General features: G+C 61.5%; 22 protein-coding genes and 1 pseudogene. 14 read left to right on the forward strand and 9 right to left on the reverse strand.

Going from position 1 to position 23,143, the window contains the following annotated elements:
• Nucleotides 1-68 precede the first annotated feature (68 nt).
• Nucleotides 69-749, forward strand: a complete 681-nt coding sequence (locus LZK81_RS10945) for an HAD family hydrolase (RefSeq protein ID WP_418936488.1) — start codon at nucleotides 69-71, stop codon at nucleotides 747-749.
• Nucleotides 750-752: 3 nt separating this feature from the next.
• On the opposite strand, the gene LZK81_RS10950 is transcribed toward LZK81_RS10945, so the two are convergent.
• A complete protein-coding gene (locus LZK81_RS10950; protein WP_233956271.1) occupies nucleotides 753-2,114 on the reverse strand; it encodes an APC family permease in 1,362 nt (453 codons plus the stop codon).
• 313 nt (nucleotides 2,115-2,427) lie between these two features.
• Here LZK81_RS10950 and LZK81_RS10955 point away from each other — a divergent pair, with 313 nt between their 5' ends.
• Entirely contained in the window at nucleotides 2,428-3,093 is a 666-nt protein-coding gene (locus LZK81_RS10955) for a class I SAM-dependent methyltransferase (protein WP_046611359.1), read from the forward strand.
• Between the two features lie 15 nt (nucleotides 3,094-3,108).
• Nucleotides 3,109-3,734, forward strand: a pseudogene (locus tag LZK81_RS10960) (TetR family transcriptional regulator).
• On the opposite strand, the gene LZK81_RS10965 reads toward LZK81_RS10960, so the two are convergent.
• The 5 genes from LZK81_RS10965 to LZK81_RS10985 form a co-directional block, all read right to left on the reverse strand.
• A complete protein-coding gene (locus LZK81_RS10965) occupies nucleotides 3,735-4,172 on the reverse strand; it encodes a YqaA family protein (protein WP_046606918.1) in 438 nt (145 codons plus the stop codon).
• A gap of 74 nt (nucleotides 4,173-4,246) precedes the next feature.
• On the reverse strand, nucleotides 4,247-6,784 hold the full coding sequence (gene secD, locus LZK81_RS10970; protein WP_233956272.1) for a protein translocase subunit SecD: 2,538 nt from the start codon (nucleotides 6,782-6,784) through the stop codon (nucleotides 4,247-4,249).
• A gap of 86 nt (nucleotides 6,785-6,870) precedes the next feature.
• Complete coding sequence (locus tag LZK81_RS10975; RefSeq protein WP_233956274.1) at nucleotides 6,871-7,278, reverse strand: hypothetical protein; 408 nt, start codon at nucleotides 7,276-7,278, stop codon at nucleotides 6,871-6,873.
• A gap of 209 nt (nucleotides 7,279-7,487) precedes the next feature.
• On the reverse strand, nucleotides 7,488-7,997 hold the full coding sequence (locus tag LZK81_RS10980; RefSeq protein ID WP_046606853.1) for a cupin domain-containing protein: 510 nt from the start codon (nucleotides 7,995-7,997) through the stop codon (nucleotides 7,488-7,490).
• A 294-nt stretch (nucleotides 7,998-8,291) separates the two neighbouring features.
• Entirely contained in the window at nucleotides 8,292-8,912 is a 621-nt protein-coding gene (locus tag LZK81_RS10985; protein WP_233956525.1) for a YjbE family putative metal transport protein, read from the reverse strand.
• A 345-nt stretch (nucleotides 8,913-9,257) separates the two neighbouring features.
• On the opposite strand from LZK81_RS10985, the gene LZK81_RS10990 reads away from it, so the two are divergent.
• The 6 genes from LZK81_RS10990 to LZK81_RS11015 all read left to right on the forward strand — a co-directional run bounded on the left by LZK81_RS10990 (nucleotide 9,258) and on the right by LZK81_RS11015 (nucleotide 13,338).
• A complete protein-coding gene (locus LZK81_RS10990; RefSeq protein ID WP_046606854.1) occupies nucleotides 9,258-9,623 on the forward strand; it encodes a response regulator in 366 nt (121 codons plus the stop codon).
• Nucleotides 9,624-9,711: 88 nt separating this feature from the next.
• The gene (locus LZK81_RS10995; RefSeq protein ID WP_046606855.1) at nucleotides 9,712-10,014 is read left to right on the forward strand and encodes a hypothetical protein; all 303 of its coding nucleotides are present in this window, start codon (nucleotides 9,712-9,714) and stop codon (nucleotides 10,012-10,014) included.
• Nucleotides 10,015-10,162: 148 nt separating this feature from the next.
• Nucleotides 10,163-11,548: an FAD/NAD(P)-binding protein gene (locus LZK81_RS11000; RefSeq protein WP_233956276.1), complete on the forward strand. Its 1,386-nt coding sequence runs from the start codon at nucleotides 10,163-10,165 to the stop codon at nucleotides 11,546-11,548.
• A gap of 117 nt (nucleotides 11,549-11,665) precedes the next feature.
• The gene (gene msuE, locus LZK81_RS11005; RefSeq protein ID WP_233956278.1) at nucleotides 11,666-12,217 is read left to right on the forward strand and encodes an FMN reductase; all 552 of its coding nucleotides are present in this window, start codon (nucleotides 11,666-11,668) and stop codon (nucleotides 12,215-12,217) included.
• A gap of 60 nt (nucleotides 12,218-12,277) precedes the next feature.
• On the forward strand, nucleotides 12,278-12,769 hold the full coding sequence (locus LZK81_RS11010) for a heme-degrading domain-containing protein (protein ID WP_046606858.1): 492 nt from the start codon (nucleotides 12,278-12,280) through the stop codon (nucleotides 12,767-12,769).
• Between the two features lie 11 nt (nucleotides 12,770-12,780).
• Nucleotides 12,781-13,338, forward strand: coding sequence for a DUF924 family protein (locus LZK81_RS11015; RefSeq protein ID WP_046606859.1), 558 nt, complete (start codon nucleotides 12,781-12,783; stop codon nucleotides 13,336-13,338).
• An 11-nt stretch (nucleotides 13,339-13,349) separates the two neighbouring features.
• Here LZK81_RS11015 and LZK81_RS11020 read toward each other — a convergent pair whose 3' ends face one another.
• Nucleotides 13,350-13,601: a GlsB/YeaQ/YmgE family stress response membrane protein gene (locus LZK81_RS11020; protein WP_037082159.1), complete on the reverse strand. Its 252-nt coding sequence runs from the start codon at nucleotides 13,599-13,601 to the stop codon at nucleotides 13,350-13,352.
• A 164-nt stretch (nucleotides 13,602-13,765) separates the two neighbouring features.
• On the opposite strand from LZK81_RS11020, the gene LZK81_RS11025 reads away from it, so the two are divergent.
• From LZK81_RS11025 to LZK81_RS11040, 4 genes are all read left to right on the forward strand, one after another.
• Entirely contained in the window at nucleotides 13,766-16,246 is a 2,481-nt protein-coding gene (locus LZK81_RS11025) for a mechanosensitive ion channel family protein (protein WP_233956280.1), read from the forward strand.
• A gap of 153 nt (nucleotides 16,247-16,399) precedes the next feature.
• Nucleotides 16,400-18,913, forward strand: a complete 2,514-nt coding sequence (locus LZK81_RS11030) for a GcvT family protein (RefSeq protein WP_233956281.1) — start codon at nucleotides 16,400-16,402, stop codon at nucleotides 18,911-18,913.
• Between the two features lie 158 nt (nucleotides 18,914-19,071).
• Nucleotides 19,072-19,920, forward strand: a complete 849-nt coding sequence (locus LZK81_RS11035; RefSeq protein WP_037082162.1) for a response regulator — start codon at nucleotides 19,072-19,074, stop codon at nucleotides 19,918-19,920.
• A 17-nt stretch (nucleotides 19,921-19,937) separates the two neighbouring features.
• The gene (locus tag LZK81_RS11040; RefSeq protein WP_233956283.1) at nucleotides 19,938-20,546 is read left to right on the forward strand and encodes a GGDEF domain-containing protein; all 609 of its coding nucleotides are present in this window, start codon (nucleotides 19,938-19,940) and stop codon (nucleotides 20,544-20,546) included.
• A gap of 19 nt (nucleotides 20,547-20,565) precedes the next feature.
• Here LZK81_RS11040 and LZK81_RS11045 read toward each other — a convergent pair whose 3' ends face one another.
• Together LZK81_RS11045 and LZK81_RS11050 are read right to left on the reverse strand one after the other, a co-directional pair.
• The gene (locus LZK81_RS11045) at nucleotides 20,566-21,585 is read right to left on the reverse strand and encodes a GlxA family transcriptional regulator (RefSeq protein WP_037082450.1); all 1,020 of its coding nucleotides are present in this window, start codon (nucleotides 21,583-21,585) and stop codon (nucleotides 20,566-20,568) included.
• 236 nt (nucleotides 21,586-21,821) lie between these two features.
• Nucleotides 21,822-22,031: a hypothetical protein gene (locus LZK81_RS11050; RefSeq protein ID WP_233956285.1), complete on the reverse strand. Its 210-nt coding sequence runs from the start codon at nucleotides 22,029-22,031 to the stop codon at nucleotides 21,822-21,824.
• 214 nt (nucleotides 22,032-22,245) lie between these two features.
• Between LZK81_RS11050 and LZK81_RS11055 the strand changes: the two genes are divergently transcribed.
• The gene (locus LZK81_RS11055) at nucleotides 22,246-23,142 is read left to right on the forward strand and encodes a LysR family transcriptional regulator (RefSeq protein ID WP_046611350.1); all 897 of its coding nucleotides are present in this window, start codon (nucleotides 22,246-22,248) and stop codon (nucleotides 23,140-23,142) included.
• Nucleotide 23,143 lies beyond the last annotated feature (1 nt).

Raw genomic sequence — 23,143 nt, forward strand, 5'->3', positions numbered from 1 at the left:
CATTTACTCGGAATGCGGCAGTTCCGGCCATATCCCCGAGTCGGAATCCGACGCTAAAGGAACGTTCCGTGCCTCTTCCCGCCGCCGACCTCTCCCTTCCCGAAAAAACCTATGCTGCTTTCCTGTTCGACATGGACGGCACGATCCTGAATTCGATCGCATCCGCCGAACGCGTCTGGGGACGCTGGGCGGCGAAGATGGGTTTCGACGTGGAAGCATTCCTGCCGACCATGCATGGCAAGCGCGGGATCGACACGATCAGCGCACTGAACCTGCCGGGCGTCGATCCGGCCGCTGAAGCCGAGGGCATCCTGCGCGGCGAGATCGAGGATGTCGAAGGGGTCGTGTCTATCCCCGGCGCAGTGGAATTCCTCTCCGCGCTGCCGCCTGAACGCTGGGCGATCGTCACGTCGTCGCCGATCGAGCTCGCTAAGGTCCGGCTTGCCGCTGCCGGTATTCCGCAGCCGCGCTACATGGTGACCGCTGAAGACGTCACCGTCGGCAAGCCCAATCCGCAAGGTTACATCCTGGGTGCGGAACGGCTCGGCGTCAGCCCGTCGGACGTGCTGGTATTCGAGGACGTGCCTGCCGGCATCCAGGCGGGCGAGGCGGCAGGGGCCGACGTCATGGTCATCACCGCCACCCATTCCCATCCGATCGAAACCGGGCATTCGAAAATACCCGGCTATCTCGATGTGGTGCCGCATATCGGCGCGGACGGACGGCTTTCGATTCGCCGCAAGGACTGAGCCTCAAGCAGGCTGGGTCGACGCCCGCATGATGCCGATGGTTGCGAGCCAAAGCACGACGCCGAGGCCGAGCAGGCAGGCGGCGATCAGATACTGGACCGGATCGCGGCCGGTCCAGGGGCCGGCGAGGAAGGCACAGGAGATCGCACCGAGTACCGGCAGGATGGTCGGCGTGCGGAAATGCTTGTGCTCGACCGTGTCCTTGCGCAGGACCAGCACTGCGACGTTGGCGATCGCAAAGACGCAGAGAAGCAGCAGCGCCGTGGTGCCGCCGAGCGCCGGGACGCCCCCGGCAAACAGGATCAGGCCGACCGCAAGCAGCGACGTGAAGCCGATCGCGATATAGGGCGTGCGGCGGCCCGAATGGACCTTGCCAAGCACCTGCGGCAGAACCCCCTCGCGGCTCATGCCATAGATCAGGCGGCTCGCCATCATCATGTTGATGAGCGCGGAATTGGCCACCGCGAACATGGTGATGACCGCGAAGATGCCGATCGGAAAGCCCGGTGCGCCGGCCTGCACGACCTTCAGCAGCGGGGTTTCGCCCTGGCCGAGTTCATTGGCCGGTACCAGCGTGATCGCCGAGATCGCCACCAGGACGTAGATCAGGCCCGTTACCGCCAGACCGGTCAGCAGCACCTTCGGGAACATCCGGCTCGGCTCCTTGCATTCCTCGGCCATGTTGACCGAGTCCTCGAAGCCGACCATTGCGAAGAAGGCGAGGGTGGTTGCTGCGATGACTGGCCAGAAGACGCCGCCATTGTCGGGCGCCGCAAAGGTCCAGGCGCGGGAAACGTCGCCCTGGCCGCCGGCGATCGCCCAGAAGCCGATGCCGATGATGATCAGCAGGCCGGTGAGTTCCACGACGGTGAGAACCACGTTCATCTTGACGCTTTCCCCGACGCCCCGAAAATTGATGGCGGCAACCAGAGCGATGAAACCGACCGCGATCAGCGGTACGCCCCAAGTGCCGAGATCGAGGCTGAGCGAGGTCGCGAAGTTGGAGGCGAAGGCGCGCGATGCGGTCGCCGCCGAGGTGATGCCCGACGACATCACCGCAAAGGCGACGAGGAACGTGACGAAGTGGATGCCGAAGGCCTTGTGGGTATAAAGGGCGGCGCCGGCAGCGCGCGGATATTTGGTAACCAGTTCGAGATAGCTGAAAGCGGTGAGGAGGGCGACGACGAAGGCGATCAGAAAGGGCAGCCAGACCACCCCTCCGACCCGCGCGGCCACCTGGCCTGTCAGGGCATAGATGCCCGTCCCGAGAATATCCCCGACGATGAACAGCAGCAGCAATCCGGGTCCCATGACACGGTGGAGTTCCGTTTTCTGTTCGCCCAATTCAGTGACCGGCTTTTTCATAAACTCCTCCTGATGTTGTCGACTTCTTCCGGGAGATTGTTCAATGGGAACAAGCGCCGGTTGTTCCCGAAAAAATATAGGGGCTTCAAATCGTTCCGTCCCAACCCAGGGCGTAACGCAAAATTCTCGTTAAAATCTTGCACTCGGTGCAAATATCTCTTAAATGTAACGGCGTAGGCGCTGCACTGCACAATTCTGCGGCCGATATGCGTATTTTTCTTGAGCGGAGGTTCCCATGCCTTGGAATTGCCATGCGGGCTGTCAAGGTCGGCGGAATACTCGATTGCATTTTCAAACCGGTGAGTCTCTGACCATGACAGCAGATGCCGCATTCTCCGATTTCCTGCATTTTTTCCGTTCCTGGATCAGCAATCCATTGCGGGTTGCGGCGGTGGCGCCTTCGGGGGATTCGCTCGCGCGGCTGATGACCCAGGAGATCGCTCCCCTCGACGGTCCGGTCATCGAACTCGGTCCGGGCACCGGCGTGTTCACCCGTGCGCTGCTTGCGCGCGGCGTTGCCCAATCCGACCTTACCCTGATCGAATACGGTCCGGAATTCGTTCCCGGCCTGCAGCGGCGGTTTCCGGAAGCGCGGGTTCTGCAGATGGACGCGGCAAAGCTCGCCCATGAAGATATTTTCGAGGGCGAACCGGTGGGCGCAGTCATCAGCGGCCTGCCGCTGCTCTCCATGTCTCCGCGCAAGATTACCGCGATCCTCGGCGGCGCCTTTACCTATATTCGTCCGGGCGGTTCCTTCTATCAGTTCACCTACGGCCCGCGCTGCCCGGTGCCGCGGCCGATCCTCGACCGGCTGGGCCTGAAGGCCGTGCATATCGGCCACACCGTGCGCAACCTGCCACCGGCTGCCGTCTACCGGATTTCCCGCCGCAAACCGTTGGACCTGACGCGGGAGCGTTCCAGACCTCGTGCCGAGGCAGAAGCCGGTTCGGTCCACAATGCCGACGAAACGGGTGGCTGAACAAAATCGGATGCAATGACCAGGACGACTGATGGCGCCAAGGAAGGCCGGCGGGAGCTCAAGCGCCGGCAAACCAGGCAACGCATCGAGGAAGCGGCGATGAGCCTGTTCCTTGAGCGCGGCTTCGACGCCGCGACGATTGAGGAAATTGCTGAACGCGCTGAGGTTTCGAAACGCAGTTTCTTCGACTATTTTCCGTCCAAGGAAGAGGTCGTGTTCGCGTGGCAGGACGGCTTTGCCGACCATCTGATGGCGGCGATCGCGTCTAGGCCAGCGGACGAGCCGGCGGTCAAGGCCGTGCAGCACGGCCTCGTCAGCGCCATCGTCTCGGCAGCCGACGAAAGAGCGATGGCGCTCGGAGAACTGATCCGTCGCACGCCGACGCTGAAGGCCCGCGACCAGCTCAAATATGCCAAACTCGAGCTGAAACTCACGGAAGCGCTGAAGGCCCGAAGCCGAAGCGACGAGGAGCGGTTGCGCGTGCGCCTGCTCGCCGCTGTCGTCATAGGCGCCTTGCGGGCGGGGGAGAACTCTGGAACGAACAGCCGCCGGGCACCTCGCTCGAAACCTTCGCGCATCAGTTCTTCGGCGATTTCTGGAAGACGCTTGCCGATTTCGGCAACGAGGGGCAGGGGCGCTGATCAGATCAGGCTGAGCGTAGCCACCGCAAGCACCACGTAGCGTAGCGCCTTGCCGATGAACACCAGGATCAGGAAGGTCGGCAGCGGTTCCTTGAGCACGCCGGCCGCGACCGTGATGGCGTCACCGCCGATCGGCAGCCAGCTCAGCAACAGCGACCATTTCCCGTATTTTCGATACCAGGCCTGAGCCTTGTCCAGCTTGTCCTCGCTGACCGGAAACCAGCGGCTGTCGCGAAATCGCTCGACACCGCGCCCGAGCAGCCAGTTGACCGCAGCGCCCGCCGTGTTGCCGACCGAAGCAACCAGCAGCAGGGCGATGAGCGAATACCGGTCGGCCAGGATAAGCCCGACCAGGATCGCTTCCGACTGCATCGGAAAGATCGTGGCGGCGATGAAGGCGGCGGAGAACAGTCCTGCATAGGCGGCGAAATCGAACATGATGGAGCTATAGCCGAGCCAAATGAAAAAGGGCGGATGAAAATCCGCCCCTTTCTGTTTCATGCCAAGCAGGCTCAGGCCTGGCTGGGACGCTCGCCGTCGCCGACCGCCTTTTCACCGGCGGCTTCGGCCTGCGCCTTGTGGCGGGTGCGCCAGTCGCCAAGGAAGAGCAGGATAGGCGCTGCGATGAAGACCGACGAAAGTGCTGCGACTGCGATACCGAAGACCATCGGCACCGCGAAGCTCTCCACAGCACTACCACCCCAGATCGCCATCGGCAGCAGAGCCAGGAAGGCGGTTGCCGAGGTATAGAGGCTTCGAGCGAGCGTTTCGTTGATCGACAGGTCGATGACGTCGCGCAACGACATCTTCTTGTAGAGCCGCATGTTTTCACGCATGCGGTCGTAGACCACGACCTTGTCGTTGACGGAATAACCGACCAGCGTCAGCAACGCCGCGATAGCCGTCAGGTTGAAGTCGAGACCGGTCAGCGCGAAGAAGCCGATCGTCTTCGTCACGTCGAGGACGAGCGTCGCGATCGCGCCGACGGCGAACGGCCATTCGAACCGCGCCCAGATGTAGATCATCATGGCGATCGAGGCGAGGCCGACCGACAGGAAGCCTGCGGTGGCGAGTTCGCCGCTGACCTTCGGGCCGACCACTTCGGTGCGTTCCACCTTGGCGGTCTGGTCGATCTTGGTGATCTCCGCCTTCAGCTTCTCGACGGCTTCCGTCTGGGCCTGCTCGCCGCCGGGCTGGCGCTCGACGCGGACAAGCACGCGGTTGTTGCCACCGAATTCCTGCAGGGCCACTTCGCCCAGGCCGAGTTCTCCGAGGCCGGAGCGGAAGGCTGCAAGGTCGGTCTGTTGCGTGGTGGTGACTTCCATCTGGATGCCGCCGCGGAAATCGACGCCGTAGTTGAGGCCCGGCGTGAAGAACAGCACGACCGAGGCGATCGACAGGATGACCGAGACGCCGATGCCGAGGAAGCGGCCCTTCATGAAGTGGATATGGGTGCCGTCCGGAACGAGCTTGATCGGCAGCAGCGGCCTGATGTCGATCTTCTTCAGCTTCCTGCGGGCGGTGATGAACACCATCGCGACGCGAACAACGGACACGGCCGTGAACATCGAGATCATGATGCCGAGGCCCATGGTGACGGCGAAACCGCGCACCGGACCGGAGCCGAACCAGAAGAGCAGGACCGTGGCGATCAAGCTGGTGACGTTACTGTCGACGATGGTCGAATAGGCGCGCTTGAAGCCCGCGTCGATCGCCGCAAAGGCGCTGCGGCCCTTGCGGGTCTCTTCCTTGATACGTTCGTTGATGAGGACGTTGGCGTCCACCGCAAGGCCGATGCCGAGCACGACGCCGGCGATGCCGGGCAAGGTCAGCGTCGAGCCGATCAGCGTCAGGCCGGCGAAGGTCAGGATGACGTTGATGAACAGCGCGACGTTCGCGAGGATGCCCCAGGTGCCGTAGAGAAACAGCATGAAGGCGACGACCAGGCCGAAACCGATGATACCGGTGAAAATGCCCATCTCGATGGCATCGGCGCCGAGGTCGGCACCGACGGTGCGCTCCTCGATGACGGTCAGCTTGGCGGGCAGGGCGCCGGCGCGCAGCAGCGCAGACAGCGTGTTGGCTTCCGAAACCGAGAAGCCGCCGGAGATCTGGCCCGAACCGCCGGTGATCGGCGTGCGGATAACCGGCGCGCTGAGAACCTTGTTGTCGAGCACGATCGCGAAGGGACGGCCGACATTCTGCTGGGTGATCTGCGCGAAGCGGTTGGCGCCGGCCGAGTCGAAGCGGAAGTTGACGACGGGTTCGTTGGTCTGCTGGTCGAAGGCGGCGCGGGCATCCGTCAGGCGGTCGCCGGAAAGTTCGACGCGGTCGAGGACCGGATACTGGTTGCCGCGCTCGTCGGCGAGCATGGTGACGCCGGCCTCGCCCTGCTGGCCGAGCAGATGGAAACTCATCTTGGCAGTCGAGCCGAGGAGCTGGCGAAGACGCGACGGATCCTGCTCGCCCGGAAGCTGCACGAGGACGCGGTCCGAACCGACCCGCTGGATGGTCGGCTCGGCGACGCCGACCTGGTCGACGCGCTGGCGGATGATTTCAAGGCTCTGCTCGACAGCTGCGGTAATGTGCGAGTTGATGCCGGCTTCCGTCTGGGCGATCGAGATCGTGTTGTCGGTCGGCGTGGTGATCGCGAGATCGCTGCCGCCGACGCTCGTGCCGAGGCCGATCGGGTTGGCGAGCGTCTGGAGTTCCGTCACGGCAGCAGCGCGCTGGGCCGCGTCGCGCACCGCAACGGTGATGGTATCGCCGGACCGGCGGATCGCCGAAGTGTTGATGTTCTTGTCGCGCAGCACGCGGCGGGCGTCCTGCAGCAGGCTCTGGACGCGTTCGTTGATCAGGTCGGGACGGTCCACCTCGAGCACGAGATGCGAGCCGCCGCGCAGGTCGAGGCCGAGTGCCACGCGGCTATGCGGCAGCCACGACGGCATGCGGTCGAGCGCCGACTGGGGAATCACGTTCGGCAGTGCGACCAGAATACCGAGAATGATGATGACGGCATAGCTCGCCACCAACCATGGAGAATTTCTCATATGTTTAATCCTGCTGGGCCCAGGCCACGCTCTGGAGCGGTTAGGGCAGAATGCTGATGTCGTTCAAGCGCCTGGGGCGCGATATCTCAGACGCCGGCCGGCGGCGCGCGCGGCAGCGAACCATGCCAGAACGGGGAGGTTGCGGGATGGGAAGACGGTTTCGAGGCGAAGGCCGGGACGAAAATCGGGAAAGTGATCTCGATGGCGCGGGCTTCCAGCGCGCCACCGCCCGCGTGCCAATGGGCGCCCGTTCCGTCCTTGCGGTCCATGGCTGCCAGTGCGCGCAAAGGTTCGCGCTTGCTCAGGTGCGGAGTGTCGCTGGTCCTGTCGGCCGAAAGAATGCCGCGGGGGAATTGTACGTCCTTGACGACACTCGACAGCAGACCGAACAGGGCGGCGATCAGCAGAGCGGCGGCAAAGACCGGCCAGCGCGACAGGTGGCTTTCCTGTTCACGTCCGTTTCTCGTCCGCTTGTCCTGCGAAAACAGCGCCATCCGCATCAGCTCCGGAGCGTTAAAAATCCCGAAGTCTTTGCTTCGGAACGGAATGCCGCCTTCTAAAGGAGAGGTTCGAGGCGGTCAATCTCCAGTAGGCCGGGAGCGTAAAGGCAGATTGCGGCGGCATTTGCGCCGATCACGGCATTGCAGGTCCGAAATCGGCGCTTTTGCCGATCTGCCTGCATGAGACCATGAAGACGCCGCCTCTATTTGTGGATCGGGTCCTTCCACAGGACTTCTTCCGGCTTCTCGATGGGTTCGATGTCGAGATTGACGACCACCGGGTCCTGGCCGGAGCGACAAAGCACGCATTCCAGCGTTTCGTCCGGACTGGCATTGATCTCTTGATGCGGCACATAGGGCGGCACGTAGATGAAATCGCCGGGGCCGGCCTCCGCCACGAATTCCAGGTTGTCGCCCCAGCGCATCCGCGCTTTTCCCTTCAGCACGTAGATGATGCTTTCGAGATCGCCGTGGTGATGCGCGCCGGTCTTGGCGTTGGCATGGATCGTCACCGTGCCGGCCCAGATCTTCTCGGCGCCCGCGCGGGCGTTGTTGATCGCGGTCGCGCGGTTCATGCCGGGAGTCTGGGCGGTGTTGGGATCGAGCGAATTGCCGGGAATGACTTTCACGCCGTGCTCGCGCCAATCGACGTTGGAATGACCGTCATGGTCATCGTCATGAGAGTGGTGATGATCGTCGTGGCTATGGCTCAAGATCGGTTCTCATTGACTAGGACGGGGCTCACCAACTCTTGCGAGTAGGGGGTCCGCGAGCCCCTGACCGGCGTCATGCCGGCTGAAGGCCACGTAGCTTTGCTCAAGGAACATGATCAATGGGAACATCCCAAATGTCAAAGACTTGGTGAGGAAAGAATAACTTTCCTGTTTCAAATCAACGCACTGTCACGCACCGATAGCCCCTTTAGCCTCTCCCGCGCGAGCGGCGGATCGAACTGCCGCTTGGCGGTTGCATCGCGAATGCCGCCGAGGTCCGTGCGTGAAGGAGCTTCATACGCCCTGAATGAGCGGCAGGACTTCAATCGAGCCCTGGTAGATCATGTCGAGGGCCACATAGACGATGACGGCCAGGCCGACATAGGCGATCCAGCGGAAGCGGGACAGGAGTTTGGCGACGAAGTTGGCCGCCACGCCCATCAGCGCGATCGAGATGATCAGGCCGAGGATCAGCACTATGGAATGTTCCTTGGCGGCGCCGGCGACGGCGAGCACATTGTCGAGCGACATGGAGACGTCGGCGACGACGATCTGGGTGGCGGCCTGGAAAAAGGTCTTGTTGGCGGCCCTTTCCTTCGCTTCGTCGGCGGAATGTGCATCGCCGATCTGGCCTTCGCGCAGTTCGCTCCACATCTTCCAGCAGACCCAGCCGAGCAGCAGGCCACCCGCAAGCTGGAGCCCTTTGATCGCCAGAAGATAGGTGGCGACGACCGCAAACGCGAGGCGCAGCACGGTCGCGGCGGAAATGCCGAAGATGATCGCTTTTTTGCGCAGTGCGGCTGGAAGACCGGCGGCGGCAAGGCCGATGACGATGGCATTGTCGCCGGAAAGAACGAGGTTGATGGCAATGACCTCGAGAAGCGCCGCAAAACCGCCTGCGGTGAAGAGTTCCATCATGAAGCGTGAACCTGAATCGGGAGTAGATTGAGGGTATGAGGCTATGCTGATCTTCTAGTCATATTTTTATGCGGACTGGTACAGGATATTTCCAAGCGCTTGGCAAGCGCATTTTGCGTTTTGTCAAACGGCATCGTCCATTATCGAAGCGGATTTTGCCCGGGGAGAAGGCAGAGGATCCGAGCATCAGCTTTTCACCGGCTCTACCTCCACTTGCCGCGACTCACCTGCCTCCTATATGGCCTCACGACGGAGCGGGTCCACGACTGCCATTCAAGGCGCGGAAATTTTTTCGCCTGGGAAGCTGTGGGGGCAAGCGTCCAAAGGATAAAGGAGACGTTGATGGCGCAGAAGGCCGTTGTGCTTGTCGTCGAGGATGAACCGCTGATCCGTTTTACCACGCTCGATGCGCTGGAAGAGGTCGGGCATCACGTATTGGAAGCCGGCAATGCCGACGAGGCGATGGTGCTGTTCCGCAACCGCGAGGATATCGACATTGTCTTCACCGACGTCAACATGGCCGGCTCCATGGATGGCATCCAGCTTGCTCAGCGTATCCGAGCCATCCGCCCGAGCATCGGCATAATCATCACGTCGGGCGTTGTCAGCCTCGATCCGATGCTTCTGCCGGCCAACACCGTGTTCCTGCCGAAACCCTATCAGCACGACCTGCTGCTGTCCTCCATCCACGAGATGATGCCGGGCTGACTTGAACGTGCCGGGCCGAAGACGGGCCGCCGGAACCAAGTGGCATGGCTTCCGGTTATCTCCTCCGATCAACCGGAGGAATTTTCAGATGCTGAAGAGGCTCATCGCGTTTTCCGCCCTCTCGCTGTCGCTTGCAGCACCCGTCCTGGCCCAGACATCCGGCCCTGGCGCAACTCCCACCTTGCCCGGCACGACAACGACCACACCCGATGCCAATTCCGGCGCCTCGACGGTCACGACGCTTCCCGGCGTTACCGATCCGACGACGACCAACAGCACGACGGGCACCGTCGATCAGGAAGATCACTGCCAGCCGCCGGGGACGCCGAGCAATACCAATCCAAGCGCCGAAGCCCCGACGCTGCCGCGGCCTGAACAGGCGTGCAACTGATAGAGACGCGAAAACGCCTTTACACTTCGTCAATCTCTATTAAGTTGGTAGACATTGAAGCGGCCACAGAAGCGGATCCAAAACCGCCTTCCTGCGGCTCCCAAGACAGCCTTTCGCCCAACGCAACCAAGGACGAGGAGTGTGCTTGATGACTTATGATGTCGCCGTCGTCGGTTCCGGTTTTTCCGCAATCGCCCTTACCATCAATCTCCTTCGTTTCCTGCCGGCCTCCGCATCGATCGCTGTGGTCGGCGATGATCCCGGCTTCGGGCGGGGCACCGCCTACCGTACCGAATTTTACCTGCACCGCCTCAATGTGCCGGCGGCGCGGATGAGCGTGTTTCCGGATCGGCCGGACGATTTCGTCGAATGGCTGCGCCGCCAGGGCAAGGCGGCCTTTCCGGAGGATTTCGCCTCTCGCGGCGACTACGGCCTTTACCTGCGCGACACGCTGGCCTCGTTGCTGAGGCCCCGCGAGCGGCGGGCGCATGTGGATTTCATCCGGGCCAAGGCCACCGCCTGCGTCCACTGCGAACAGGACGGGCTCGTCTTCCGTCTCGACAATGGCGGCGAGTTGCGCGCCCGTACCGTTATCCTTGCGCTCGGCGTCGGCAACGCCGATCTGCCTCTGCCGAAGGATCGCATCGATGCGGCCGTCCGCGCCCGAACCATCGACAATCCCTGGCGGCTCGGCTGGCTGTCGCGCGTCGGACGCACCGACGAACTCTGTATCTTCGGCTCAGGCCTGACGATGATCGACCAGGTCCTGTCGCTGCGCGCCCAGGGCCATCGCGGCCGCATCCATGTCCTGTCGCGGCGCGGACTGGTGCCGCATCCGCATCCGACACGGCGCGCCGCCCCGGTCACGCCGGACCTGCCCGATACCCGAGAGATCAGCGCGCTGCTTCACGCTTTGCGCCGGCGGGTGGAGAACGGTGCCGACTGGCGGGGTGTCGTCGATGGCCTGCGACCGCAGACCCAGGCCTTGTGGCAGAGCCTCAGTGCCGATCAGCGTTCCCGTTTCCTTCGGCACGCGCTCGCCTGGTGGAATGTCCACCGCCATCGTATCGCGCCGGAGGTGTTTGCGCGCTTCGACGCGCTTCTGAAGGATGGCACGGTGATCGTGCATGCAGGCTTCCTCCGCTCGATCGACAGGGAAGGCGAGGGTGCGCGTGTCCAGTTCAGGCAGCGGGGCACGCCGGACATCGTCTCCCTCCATGCCGACTGGATCGTCAACTGCACAGGCATGGAGCGCGCCGGCATCGGCCATTCGCCGCTGCTGAGCGAGATGCGCAATCGACAGATGATCTCCATGGACGAACTCGGACTTGGCATTTCCGTCGACCGGCAGTCTCGGGTTCTCGACCCGGACGGCCGGCCGCAGCCGGGCCTGTTTGCAGCCGGAGCGCTGACGGCCGGCCAGTTCTGGGAGATCACGGCGGTGCCGGATATCCGTCTTCAGGCGAAGGCGCTTGCCGAAGAGATCACGACCCAGATCGCCCGCGCTGCGCCGCGGACGGCCCGCATCGCGTGATCAGGTATTCCCTGAGCATGATTTTCTCCTGACTGGATATCTGCGGCAGGTTCCTTGCTTTCATGCTGCGGTACCCACGCTAATCTGGAGAAAGTCATTGCGCAGAGAGGAATTTCCATGGCCCTGAAACTCGTCGGTCTTGCGGGTAGCTATAACCGCCCATCCAAGACCTTTGCGCTGGTCGAACACATCGCTTCCGTGGCGGCCGAGCGTTATGGATTCGATGTCCGGCTTCACGACCTCACCGATGTCGGGCCGTCTCTCGGTCAGGCACAACGCCAGGGCGATCTCGACGAAGCAGCCGCCAAGGTGCTCGCCGATGTGGTGGAGGCCGATTTCCTGATCGTCGGTTCGCCGACCTACAAGGGCAGCTATCCCGGCCTGTTCAAACATTTCATCGATCTGATCGATCCGGAACAACTGCGTGCCAAGCCGATCCTGATCACCGCAACCGGCGGCGGCGACCGGCACGCGCTGATGGTCGAACATCAGCTTCGACCGCTTTTCGGCTTCTTCATGGCCCATACATTGCCGACGGCCGTCTACGCGTCCGATCGCGATTTCGTCGATTATCGGATCGTCTCGGAGTCCCTGCAGCAACGGATCGGCTTTGCCGTCGGCGAGCTTGCCGCCTTCTTCCCCGTCCGGGAACTCGCTGCCGCCGAGTAACTTTACTTTCGCCGGATTTGTCGTCATCAATCCCCGCCATCGCAATCCGGAGGGGAACGCATGACGATCGAAGAAGACATGGCGAAGATCGCGGAACAGGAAAAGGCACTGGTCTTCGACCGGTTCGACCTGACCACTGCCTGGGACCTCGGATCGCTGCTGCGCCACATGGCCGTCGAGCGAGGCCTGAGCGTCGTCATCGACGTGCGGCTGCATTCGATGCCGGCCTTCTATACGGCATTGCCGGGCACGACGGCAGACAACGAAAACTGGGTACGCCGCAAGCGCAATTTGGTGTTCCGCTTTTTCCAATCGAGCTATGCAATCGGGCGGAAGCTCGAGCTCCAGGGCGATACGGTGGAAAGCCGATATGGTATTTCCGCAGCGGACCACGCGCCGCACGGCGGCAGCTTTCCGATCAAGGTCGCCGGTGTCGGCTGCATCGGGGCGGTGACGGTGTCGGGCCTGCCGCAGCGCGAGGATCATAACATGGTCGTCGAAGCCCTTGCCCGGATGACCGGCAAGGATATCTCCGCACTCCGTCTCGACTAAGGAGATATGCCATGGCGCAGGCCGACATAAAAACCCCCGAGGAAGTTTTTACCTTCTGGTTCAGGGAACTGACCCGCAAGGACTGGTTTGAGAAGAACGAGGCGCTCGACGAGGCGATGCGCCGGCATTTCGCGGCCACTCATCTTTCGCTTGCCCGCGGCGAGCTCGACGCCTGGCGGACGTCGCCGGAAAACCGGCTCGCGGCGGTGATCGTGCTCGACCAGCTTTCCCGCAACCTCTATCGCGGCACTCCGCTTGCCTTTGCAACGGATTGGCTGGCTTTGCGTGAGGCCAGACTGGCGATCGAAGCTGGTGCGGATATGGCTGTCCTGCCCGAGCAGCGCGGCTTCTTCTATCTTCCCTTCGAACATTCGGAGACGCTTGCCGATCAGGATCGGTCGGTTGAACTGTTCGCGTTGCTGGGTGATGCGGAATATCGGGATTATGCGGAACGTCACCGTGCGGTGATCCGCGAATTTGGCCGTTTCCCGCATCGCAATGCACTGCTCGGCCGGGAATCGACCGCCGCCGAACTCGAATATCTTGCCAAGCCCGGCGCCGGTTTCTGATCTTGAAATAATTATCGGCGGAACATGCGGGCGACGGCGATCAGGATGCATGCACCGATGAAACCGGCGATCAGGTAGCCGATCCAGCCGCCGAGCGCGACGCCGAAGACTCCGAGAATGGCATTGGCAATGATGGCGCCGACAATGCCCAGAATGATGTTCATGATCAAGCCCATGTCGCTTTTCATGAACTTTTCTGCGAGCCAGCCGGCAATGCCGCCGATGATGATGGCTGCGATCCAGCCGATACCTGCCTGTTCCATGACTTACCCTCAATGATTGTTGGGACGGGGAAACGCGAAGAAATGTTCCAGGTTCCGGGAATTGGAACAATTCCCGGAACCTGGACTCCAGCATTCCTTTTCTTCGCCCAGAAGTCACTCTATTTTCGCCGACGAATCCGATCGAAAGACAAAAGAGCAGACATTTGACAGAACTTCCCACGACCGGCCCTTCAACCATCCAGCGGATAACCCGCGTGCTCTTCGCAGCACTCATGATCGCCGCCGTCCAGCTGGGCTCGCCGTCGCATGTGTTCGCCCAGACGCAACAGCAGGCACAGGGACAGCGCCAGGAGCAGGTGCCACCCGACGTCACCCTCGATTCGATCAATTCGGACATGAAGGGTAAGATCGACACGATCCGTCAGCAGCTCGATAGCTTCCGCAACCGGATCCAAAGCGACGCCGATGACGATGCACGTCTTGCGGAACTCAGGGTCCAGGCGGAAACGATCGTCGGTGAAATGCGCTCGGCCTCGGATGCCATGCGCACCCGCGTCGAACAGATCCAGGCCCGGCTCAAGAGCCTCGGCGAGGCGCCGGCAGCCGGCCAGCCTCCGGAAGCGCCCGCGGTCGTCGAAGAGCGCAACCGGCTGCTGAACGAGCGCTCAGAGCTCAATCTTATCGTCGATGACGCTGGCCAGCTTTCCAACAGCGCGAACCAGGTCGCCAACACGATCACCAATCTGCGCCGCACGCTGTTTACCCAGACGCTGTTTCGCCACACCGAGCTGTCGGGCGAATTGTTCGCCGATGCCGGCCACGCGTTCGTCGCCGAGGTCAGGAATTTCGGCTCCACCTTCAGCGGCTGGATCAGTTTCGTATGGAAATTCAAGAAGCTGCAGCTGCTGGGCGCTCTGGCGCTGTCGCTCGGCGCGGCCATGCTCTTCCTGTCCGGAGGATACCGGCTGTTCGGGCGCTTCATCCGGCGAAGCGACCATGAGCATCCCTCCTACATCCGGCGTCTGTCGGTGGCGTTCTGGTCGACGGTCATCCAGACCGTGTCGCTGGCGGCCTTCCTGGTCGCTTCCTTCCTGTTCCTCGACGGCTTCAACGTGCTCAGGACGGATATCACGCCGATCGTGGTGACCTTCTTCGGCTTCGTCTGGTTCGTCAATTTCGTCTGGAAGCTCACCTATGGCGTATTGGCGCCGGGCGAGCCGGAATGGCGGCTCGTCCGCATCACCAATCGCGGTGCCCGCCTGCTGACGCTCGCCGTGCTCGCCATGGCGATCGTCAACGGGCTCGACTATCTGCTCGGCGCGATCAGCGAGGCGCTGAATTCGCCGCTGGTTCTGACCATCGTCAAAAGCCTGCTCGCGTCGGTGACCATCGGCCTGATCCTGATTGCCATCTCCTTCGTCCAGCCGCGGCTTGTCGAGGGTGAGGATCCCGATGGGCCTGGACATCGGTGGCCGCGCTTCTTTCCGCTGTTCCTTCGTATCATGGGCCTGCTCCTGATCCTGTCGGTGCTGACGGGATATGTGGGGCTTGCCCGGTTCGCTTCGACCCAGATCGTGCTGACCGGTGCGGTGATCGTGCTGATCTATATCGGGCTCCTGTCAGGCAGGGCGGTTTCGAAACAGGGATCGTTCACGGATACGGCGGTCGGCCGCCGGCTCGCCGAACGCTTCAATTTCGGCGAGGTGTCCCTCGACCAGGCAGGGCTCGTGGCGGGACTGGGCATCTATGCCTTTGCGCTGGTCCTCGGCATCCCGCTCATCCTGCTGACCTGGGGCTTCCAGATCGCCGATATCGAAGCCTGGATCTACAGTTTCTTCACGCAGATCCGGATCGGCAACATCTCGATCTCGATCGTCGGCATTCTCGGCGGCATTCTGCTCTTCGGCCTCGGTTTCGTCGTCACGCGCTGGGTGCAGAAGTGGATCGACGGCAATGTGCTGGCGCGCAGCCAGGTGGATCTCGGCGTCCGCAACTCGGTCAAGACCGGTATCGGCTATCTCGGCGTCGGGCTTGCGGTGATCGTCGGCGTCTCGGCCGCGGGGATCGATCTCTCGAGCTTCGCGCTGGTTGCGTCCGCGCTGTCGGTCGGCATCGGTTTCGGTCTCCAGAATATTGTCTCGAACTTCGTGTCCGGTCTGATCCTGCTCGTCGAACGGCCGTTCAAGGTGGGCGACCATGTGGTGACCGGGGCAACGGAAGGTATCGTCAAGCGCATTTCGGTGCGCGCCACAGAGATCGAGACGTTCCGCAAGCAGTCGATCATCGTTCCGAATTCCGACCTCATCAATTCGCCGGTCGGCAACTGGACGCATCGCAACAAGATCGGGCGTTCCGAAGTGCCGGTCGCGGTGAGCCACCACACCGATCCGCAGAAGGTGATGGATATCCTTCTGGAACTGGTCGATCAGGTGCCGGAAGTGCTGCGCAATCCGGAACCGCACGTGGAGTTCCTGAGCTTCGGTCCTTCCTCGCTCAATTTCGAACTGAGGTTCCATCTGGCCGACATGGGCGAGGGTTTGAGAATCCGCAACAACCTGAGGATCGCCATCCTCAGGCGGTTCAAGGAGGAGGGGATCGATATCCCGTTCCCGCAGCAGGAAATCATCTTTCACCGGGGCAGGCCGATCCCGCAGGAGGAGCACGATGCAAGAGGGGGCGCATGACCGTCCCTCCGCTCAAGCCCGCGCGGCCATTCTGATGATCGTCGCGGGCTGGCTCTTGGCATGTCGTAATCAGGCGTTTGGCCCGCCTGTCGGAATTGCATAGTCCCTGCAGTTTGCGAAAAGGCCGCACGAGGCCGAAGAGGGGTTCTTTCCATGAAGACACATGCACGGGCGGTGGTGATCGGCGGCGGCGTGGTCGGTGTTTCGACGCTTTATCATCTGGCGAAAAAGGGCTGGAGCGATGCCATCCTGATCGAACGCAAGGAATTGACCTCCGGTTCGACCTGGCACGCGGCGGGGCTTCTGCCGCTCTTCAACCTATCCTATTCGGTCGGCCAGCTGCATAAATATTCGGTGCGTTTCTATCAGGAACTACAGGAAGAAACCGGCATGAATGTCGGTTTCTCGAAAGTCTCGAACATCCGTCTCGCCCGCACCAAGGACCGCTGGGAAGAGTACATGTATTATGCCGGGATCGCCGAGACGATCGGCGTCAAGGTCAACATCCTGACGGCGGAACAGGTGAAGGAGATCTGGCCGCTCTGCGAGACGGACGGCATTCTCGGTGCCATCCAGCATCCTGACGACGGTTATATCCAGCCGGCGGACCTCACGCAGGCGCTTGCCAAGGGTGCGCGCGATCTCGGCGCCACGATCTATCGCAACACGACCGTCACCGCCATCGAGCAACAGCCGGACGGGCTCTGGAAGGTGACGACCGACAAGGGCGAGATATCAGCCGAGCACATCATTTCCTGTACCGGCAACTTCGCACGCAAGACCGGCGAGATGGTGGGCATCAACATTCCGGTCATCCCGGTCGAGCACCAGTATATCGTCACCGAGCCGCATCCGGCGATCCAGGAGCGCAAGGCCAAGGGCCTGCCGGAAATGGGTGTCTTACGCGAATCGGACTCCTCCTGGTACATGCGCGAGGAGAATGGCGGCCTGCTGCTCGGGCCTTACGAGGTCGGAGCACCCGTCTGTTACGTCGACGGTCCGTCCGACGAGAGCGAATATGAGCTCTTCAACGAGGAACTCGACCGGCTGATGCCCTATATCGAGACCGCCATCGTGCGCGTGCCGGCCTTCGGCGATGTGGGCATCAAGAAGGTCTATAACGGCGCGATCGCCTATACGCCGGACGGCTCGCCGATCGTCGGTCCCGCGCCTGGCCTCAAGAATTTCTGGCTGAACGAAGGCCATTCCTTCGGCATCACCGCCGCCGGCGGCGCCGGCTGGCAGCTGGCGGAATGGATCGTCGATGGCGAACCCACCGTCGACATGATGGGCGTCGATCCGCGCCGCTTCGGGCCTTACGCAACGGAAGGCTACCTCATCGAGAAGAACGAAGAGGCCTATGCCAATGTTTTCACGATGCATTATCCTGACGAAGAGCGTTCCGCCGCGCGTCCCTTGAAGACGACGCCGGTCTATGACCGGCTGAAGAAGATGGGTGCCGTGTTCGGCTCCGTCTACGGCTGGGAACGCGCCAACTGGTTCGCTCCCGAAGGCTATGAAGTGCCTGCGGAAGACCTCGGCGTCGGCGTCGAGGTGCTGACCGGCCACAATCATGCGCCGGCGCTGGAAGATGGCCGTATCGTCGAAAAATGGTCCTTCCGCCGGTCGAACTATTTCGACCACGTGGGCAACGAGGTCAAAAATGTCCACGAGAATGTCGGCGTGCTCGACATGTCGGCCTTCGCCAAGATGGAAGTGTCCGGCCCGGGAGCGCGCGCTTTCCTCGACTCGATCTTTGCCAATGCGATCCCGAAGAAGCGCGGCCGCATCGCGCTCTGCCACCTTCTGACAAAACAGGGTGGCGTGCGCTCCGAATTCACCGTCTACGAATGGGCACCGGATCGTTTCTATCTCGTGTCGGCGGGCGCCTATGAGGCACATGACCAGGATTACCTGCGTAAGCTCGCCCCGACGGATGGCTCGGTCAAGCTAACCCAGATCACCCAGAAGCTCGGCGTGCTGGTTCTGGCCGGCCCGAAGTCCCGCCAGGTCCTGAAGAAGCTCACCCGCACCAGCCTCGACAACAAGGATTTCCCCTGGCTGTCCGGCAAGGAGATTTCCGTCGGCATGGCCTCCGCCCATGCGCTTCGCGTCAATTTCGTCGGCGAACTCGGCTGGGAACTGCATCACCCGATCGAGATGCAGAACTATATCTTCGACAAGCTGATGGAAGCCGGCGCCGAATTCGGCATCAAGCCTTTCGGCATCCGAGCCATGCTCTCGATGTCGGTCGAGAAATCCTACCGGCTCATCCCGCGCGAAATGTCGATCGAGTACAATGCCTATGAATCCGGCCTCGACCGGTTCATCAAGACCGACAAGGAGTTTCTCGGCAAGGAAGGCCTGCTTTCCTACAAGGAAAAGGGGCTGAAGTGGAATTTCTGCACGCTGGTCATTGAGGGCGCCAATGATGTCGATGCCCGCGGTTCGGAGGCGATCTACAACGAAGATGGCGAATTGATCGGTCGCGCCACCAACGGCGCCTACGGCTGGCGTATCGGCAAGTCGTTGGCGCTTGCGATGGTCAAACCGGGTTATGCGGAGACCGGCACCAGGCTCAGGATCAAGATTCTCGGCAGCCTCTACAACGCCAGCGTCGTGGCGGAAAGCCCGTTCGACACCGACAATGCTGCGCTGCGGGCCTGAAAACCGGCTAAAAGTAAGAAGTCATTGACGTTAGCGGGCGGTCTTCGGGCCGCCCGTACCGTTTTGATACCGTAGTGCGGCTCCGATTAACGGTTCTGCAAACCGTTTCCACTAGGGATGTTATCAGAGGGGATAATATCTTATTCGATAGGGGCACCATGACATTCCTCGGCATCTCCGGGATGCAGTATTCCGGCCAATCACTGGCAAACTCCCGCATTCTCCTTGCGGAGGATTCGAACGTCTTCACATCGATGATCGGGACCCGGCTCAAGGAGCTGTTCGGCATCGAGGTCGAGATTTGCCGCAACTTCGAGGAATTGCAGTACGCCTATGACCGCTCCGCCGAGCCGGTGATGCTGGCGATTTCCAATATCAATCTGCCAGGCGCGGAAAACGGGGAGGCGCTGGAGTATCTCGTCGATCTGTCGATCCCAACCATCGTCTTTACCGGGACCTTCCATGAAGAAACCCGCGACAAGCTGCTGACCAAGGACATCGTCGACTATATCCTCAAGGACAATGTCTTTGCGGTCGAAATGCTGGCCGAATCGGTCTGCCGGTTCCTGACCAATCATCGCCACCATGTGCTGATCGTCGACGACAGCCCGACCGCCCGGGCACTGCTCTCGAGCCGCCTGAAGCGCTACAATTTCCGGGTCAGCGTCGCGGAGAACGGTGCCAAGGCACTGGAAATCCTCAAGAAGAACCCGGATATCGGCCTCGTCGTCACCGACTACAACATGCCCGATATCGACGGATTCGAACTCACTCGCCGCATCCGCTCGGTGCGCGGCTCGCACGAACTCAGGATCATCGGCGTCTCGTCCTCTTCGAACAGGCTGCTTTCGGCCCGCTTCCTGAAGGCCGGCGGCAATGACTTCATGCTGCGCCCCTTCATCGACGAGGAATTTTACTGCCGCGTCAACCAGAACCTGGATACCCTCATCCAGATCCGGTCGATGCAGGCAAGACGTCAGGAAACGGCGGTGAAGAACGTCGCCTGATCCCCGAGGAACTCCGCATGCCGTACCTTCTAAGCCAGCATTTCCGAGAGACGGAGCGCCTGACCTACGGTTTGGCGGCGCCGTCGCGCGTCCAGATGGAGGCGGCCAGTCTGGCTGCCGATCCGTTGACCGGTTTTGCCAACCTGAAGGAATTTTACCGGCTTGGCGAACCGGTGGTGAGGAAATGTCTTGCCGAGGGGATATCCTGCGCCGTCGCGATCGTGGACATCGACCATTTCCGGCGATTGAACGATGTTCATTGCAAGGAAACCATCGTCCAGCTCCTCAAGGCCACCGCCGCTAGGCTTGGTTCCGCATGCGGCGGCGGCCGGCATCTTCTTGCCCGGCTGGGTGACGAAGAATTCGGCATGCTGCTGGTCGGTCTCGACCCAGCCGCCGCGACGGAGTTGTGCGAGAAGCTGAGGCTTGAGATCGCCGGCATCAGGACTATCTCCGGCGCTATCGATTTTTCGATTACGGTTTCGATCGGGCTGGCGGAGGTCTGCGGCCCGGAAACGTTCGACAATTATCTCAACGCTGCAGAACAATTCCTGTTCATGGCGAAAAGCCATGGCCGGAATAGAGTGTTCTCGGACTATACGATCGTTCTGCAGGCGGCAGGCTGACCCGCCGCGATCCCACGGGTCAGGCCACGACGCCCGTGCGCGACGTATTCATGTTGAGCTTGCGCTCGGCCCGTTCCTGCTGCGGCGAACGGTTATAGACCTCCCGATAACATTTCGAGAAATGCGACGCGGACACGAACCCGCAGGCAACCGCCACCTCGACCACGGGCATCGACGACTGCACGAGCAGGTGCCTTGCCCGGTCGAGCCGGATCTCCAGATAATAGCGCGCCGGCGAGCGGCCCATTTCCTGGCGGAACAGGCGTTCGATCTGGCGCCGGGAGAGGCCGGCGTCGTCGGCGATCTCGACCAATGACAGCGGCTCGGAGAGGTTGTTTTCCATGACCTCGATGATCGACAGGACCTTGGCGTTCTGCACGCCGAGGCGGGCCCGCAGCGGCAGGCGCTGGCGGTCGTGCGGATTGCGGACGCGGTCCGTCAACTGCTGCTCGCAGACTCGGTTGACGAGGTTCTCGCCGAAATCCTGGCTGATCAGGTTCAGCATCATGTCGAGCGAGGCGGTGCCGCCGGCGCAGGTATAGAGGTTCGAATCGACCTCGTAGAGATCCGCATAGACCTCCGCCTGCGGGAATGCCTCGGCAAAGCCTGGCAGGTTCTCCCAGTGGATCGCACAGCGCTTGCCGTTCAGCAGCCCGGCCTGGGCCAGAACGTGCGCTCCGGTGCAGAGGCTTCCAACGGCAATGCCGCGGTTATAGGTTTCGCGCAGCCAGGCGTTGACCGACTTGTTGTTGAACTCCTCCACGTAGACGCCCGAGCAGACCAGAACCATGTTCGGACGGTTTTCACCGGAGAGGTTGCGACGTTCGTCGGCGAGAGAGGAGTTTACCTCGATCCCGATGCCGCTGGAGGAATAGACCTTTTCGCCGTCGGCAGAACAGAGCCGCCAGGTATAGGCCGAGTATCCGAGCATGCGATTGGCGATTCGCAGCGTCTCCACCGCTGCAGCAAAAGGCAGCATGGTGAAATGGGGAACAAGAAAAAAGACGAGAGAGCGCTTGGCTGCCGGGTTTTTGGTCATCACATTCATGCCGTCATTCCCCTTGTTCGTGGCCGTACATTGCGGCCCGCTTTTCTTCAAAAGCGACATTGGCACGGGGAAAGGCGGCGGAGAAGGGCTTCTGACGACAGGCTGATAACATTTTTGCGACATAAGCGGGTCGCACGCGTATTTGCCAAAGGCAGCAGGCTCAATGCGTGTCTCAGACTACATGGCCCGCTTCGCTGTTCGCGTCGGCGGGCCATGGGGCGGGAGGGTTATCGGCGATGCGGTGCGGCATTGGTCGTCGGCCATCCGATGTCCTTGCGGATTTCTGCCGGCAGACCTTCCAGCATTCTTTCGGTCTGGCGACGACGCCATTGATCGCGAAGGCTGATAACGGCATTCAGGGCAGGGCGGATCAGCGAGGCGAACGATGACGGCCGCAACCGGGAGCGATCGCTCTCCTGATAGGTGATCATAGTCATGTCAGTTCTCCTTGGGTGTCTCATGGGGACAACGCTCAATCGGGACAATGAACGCCATCAATTCATCAATCAATCGGATGCAAGTTATGCGTCTCATGAAATTCTGTTTTGTATCGACGCTCGCTTCCGATGTTTTTGAGTATGCCGCCCGTTTGACATTCAATCAAACGAAATGATATGGTGCTTAAGTTCAGAATTATTGATAGAGGCTGACATGACTGTTCCATTCCGCCCGCCGCTTCCGCTGCTCGATAATGATGTATTGCGCACGTTCGTGGCGATTGCCGAAACCGGCAATTTCTCGACCGCGGCCGATGCAGTTCTGCGCACGCCGTCAGCGGTCTCGATGCAGATCAAGAAACTGGAAGAGCAGTTGAAGACGACGCTCTTCCTGCGCGACGCCCGCTCGGTGTCGCTGACCCAGCATGGCGAGATGTTGCTTTCCTACGCGCGGCGCATGCTGGCGCTCTCCAACGAGGCAGTGTCACGTTTCGTCATGCCGGAACTCTCCGGCGTGGTCCGTCTCGGCGCGCCGGACGATATCGCCGAACGCCTTCTGCCAAAGGTGCTCAAGGACTTCGGCGAGAGCTTTCCGGGCATCATGGTCGATGTCACGGTCGACATGAGCTTGGCGCTCAAGAAGCGCATGGACGAGCAGCGGCTGGACCTGGCGTTGATCAACTGTGCCACCCGGCCTTTCTCGACGGCCGGAGAGATGATTCACACGGAACGACTGGTCTGGGCCGGCGCCAAATGCGGCACGGCCTATCTGCGCGATCCGCTGCCGATCTCCGTCTGGGAAGACGGATGCGTGTGGCGACATGATGCAATTTCTCAGCTCGAGAAGCACAAGCGGAGCTATCGCATCGCCTATGCCAGCGCCCATACGATGGCGCAGCGCGCCGCCGTGCTGTCCGATCTGGCGATCGCGCCGTTCCCGCGCTCCTACGTCACCGACGACATGCAGATACTCGGGGCGAAAGAGGGCCTGCCGGAGCTCATCAACTTCGATATCCGCCTGTTGACGGCACCGCAGCTTTCCGTGCCCGGCAAGGCCGTGGCCGAAAGCATCCGCGAGGCCTTCGGCTCCCTGGTCGCCGCTGCTGCCTGAT

This window comes from Neorhizobium galegae, assembly GCF_021391675.1.
In the GTDB taxonomy this organism is placed as follows: domain Bacteria; phylum Pseudomonadota; class Alphaproteobacteria; order Rhizobiales; family Rhizobiaceae; genus Neorhizobium; species Neorhizobium galegae_B.

Bases quoted from the DNA above. Each gene is read 5' to 3' on its own strand.
- LZK81_RS11030 (WP_233956281.1), top strand. From the start codon at position 16,400: ATGAAGACACATGCACGGGCGGTGGTGATCGGCGGCGGCGTGGTCGGT.
- LZK81_RS11050 (WP_233956285.1), bottom strand. From the start codon at position 22,031: ATGACTATGATCACCTATCAGGAGAGCGATCGCTCCCGGTTGCGGCCG.
- LZK81_RS10975 (WP_233956274.1), bottom strand. From the start codon at position 7,278: ATGGCGCTGTTTTCGCAGGACAAGCGGACGAGAAACGGACGTGAACAG.
- LZK81_RS10965 (WP_046606918.1), bottom strand. From the start codon at position 4,172: ATGTTCGATTTCGCCGCCTATGCAGGACTGTTCTCCGCCGCCTTCATC.
- LZK81_RS11035 (WP_037082162.1), top strand. From the start codon at position 19,072: ATGACATTCCTCGGCATCTCCGGGATGCAGTATTCCGGCCAATCACTG.
- LZK81_RS10955 (WP_046611359.1), top strand. From the start codon at position 2,428: ATGACAGCAGATGCCGCATTCTCCGATTTCCTGCATTTTTTCCGTTCC.
- LZK81_RS11020 (WP_037082159.1), bottom strand. From the start codon at position 13,601: ATGGAACAGGCAGGTATCGGCTGGATCGCAGCCATCATCATCGGCGGC.
- LZK81_RS11010 (WP_046606858.1), top strand. From the start codon at position 12,278: ATGACGATCGAAGAAGACATGGCGAAGATCGCGGAACAGGAAAAGGCA.
- LZK81_RS11000 (WP_233956276.1), top strand. From the start codon at position 10,163: ATGACTTATGATGTCGCCGTCGTCGGTTCCGGTTTTTCCGCAATCGCC.
- LZK81_RS11040 (WP_233956283.1), top strand. From the start codon at position 19,938: ATGCCGTACCTTCTAAGCCAGCATTTCCGAGAGACGGAGCGCCTGACC.
- LZK81_RS11055 (WP_046611350.1), top strand. From the start codon at position 22,246: ATGACTGTTCCATTCCGCCCGCCGCTTCCGCTGCTCGATAATGATGTA.
- LZK81_RS11015 (WP_046606859.1), top strand. From the start codon at position 12,781: ATGGCGCAGGCCGACATAAAAACCCCCGAGGAAGTTTTTACCTTCTGG.
- LZK81_RS10995 (WP_046606855.1), top strand. From the start codon at position 9,712: ATGCTGAAGAGGCTCATCGCGTTTTCCGCCCTCTCGCTGTCGCTTGCA.
- msuE (WP_233956278.1), top strand. From the start codon at position 11,666: ATGGCCCTGAAACTCGTCGGTCTTGCGGGTAGCTATAACCGCCCATCC.
- secD (WP_233956272.1), bottom strand. From the start codon at position 6,784: ATGAGAAATTCTCCATGGTTGGTGGCGAGCTATGCCGTCATCATCATT.
- LZK81_RS10950 (WP_233956271.1), bottom strand. From the start codon at position 2,114: ATGAAAAAGCCGGTCACTGAATTGGGCGAACAGAAAACGGAACTCCAC.
- LZK81_RS11045 (WP_037082450.1), bottom strand. From the start codon at position 21,585: ATGACCAAAAACCCGGCAGCCAAGCGCTCTCTCGTCTTTTTTCTTGTT.
- LZK81_RS10985 (WP_233956525.1), bottom strand. From the start codon at position 8,912: ATGGAACTCTTCACCGCAGGCGGTTTTGCGGCGCTTCTCGAGGTCATT.
- LZK81_RS10990 (WP_046606854.1), top strand. From the start codon at position 9,258: ATGGCGCAGAAGGCCGTTGTGCTTGTCGTCGAGGATGAACCGCTGATC.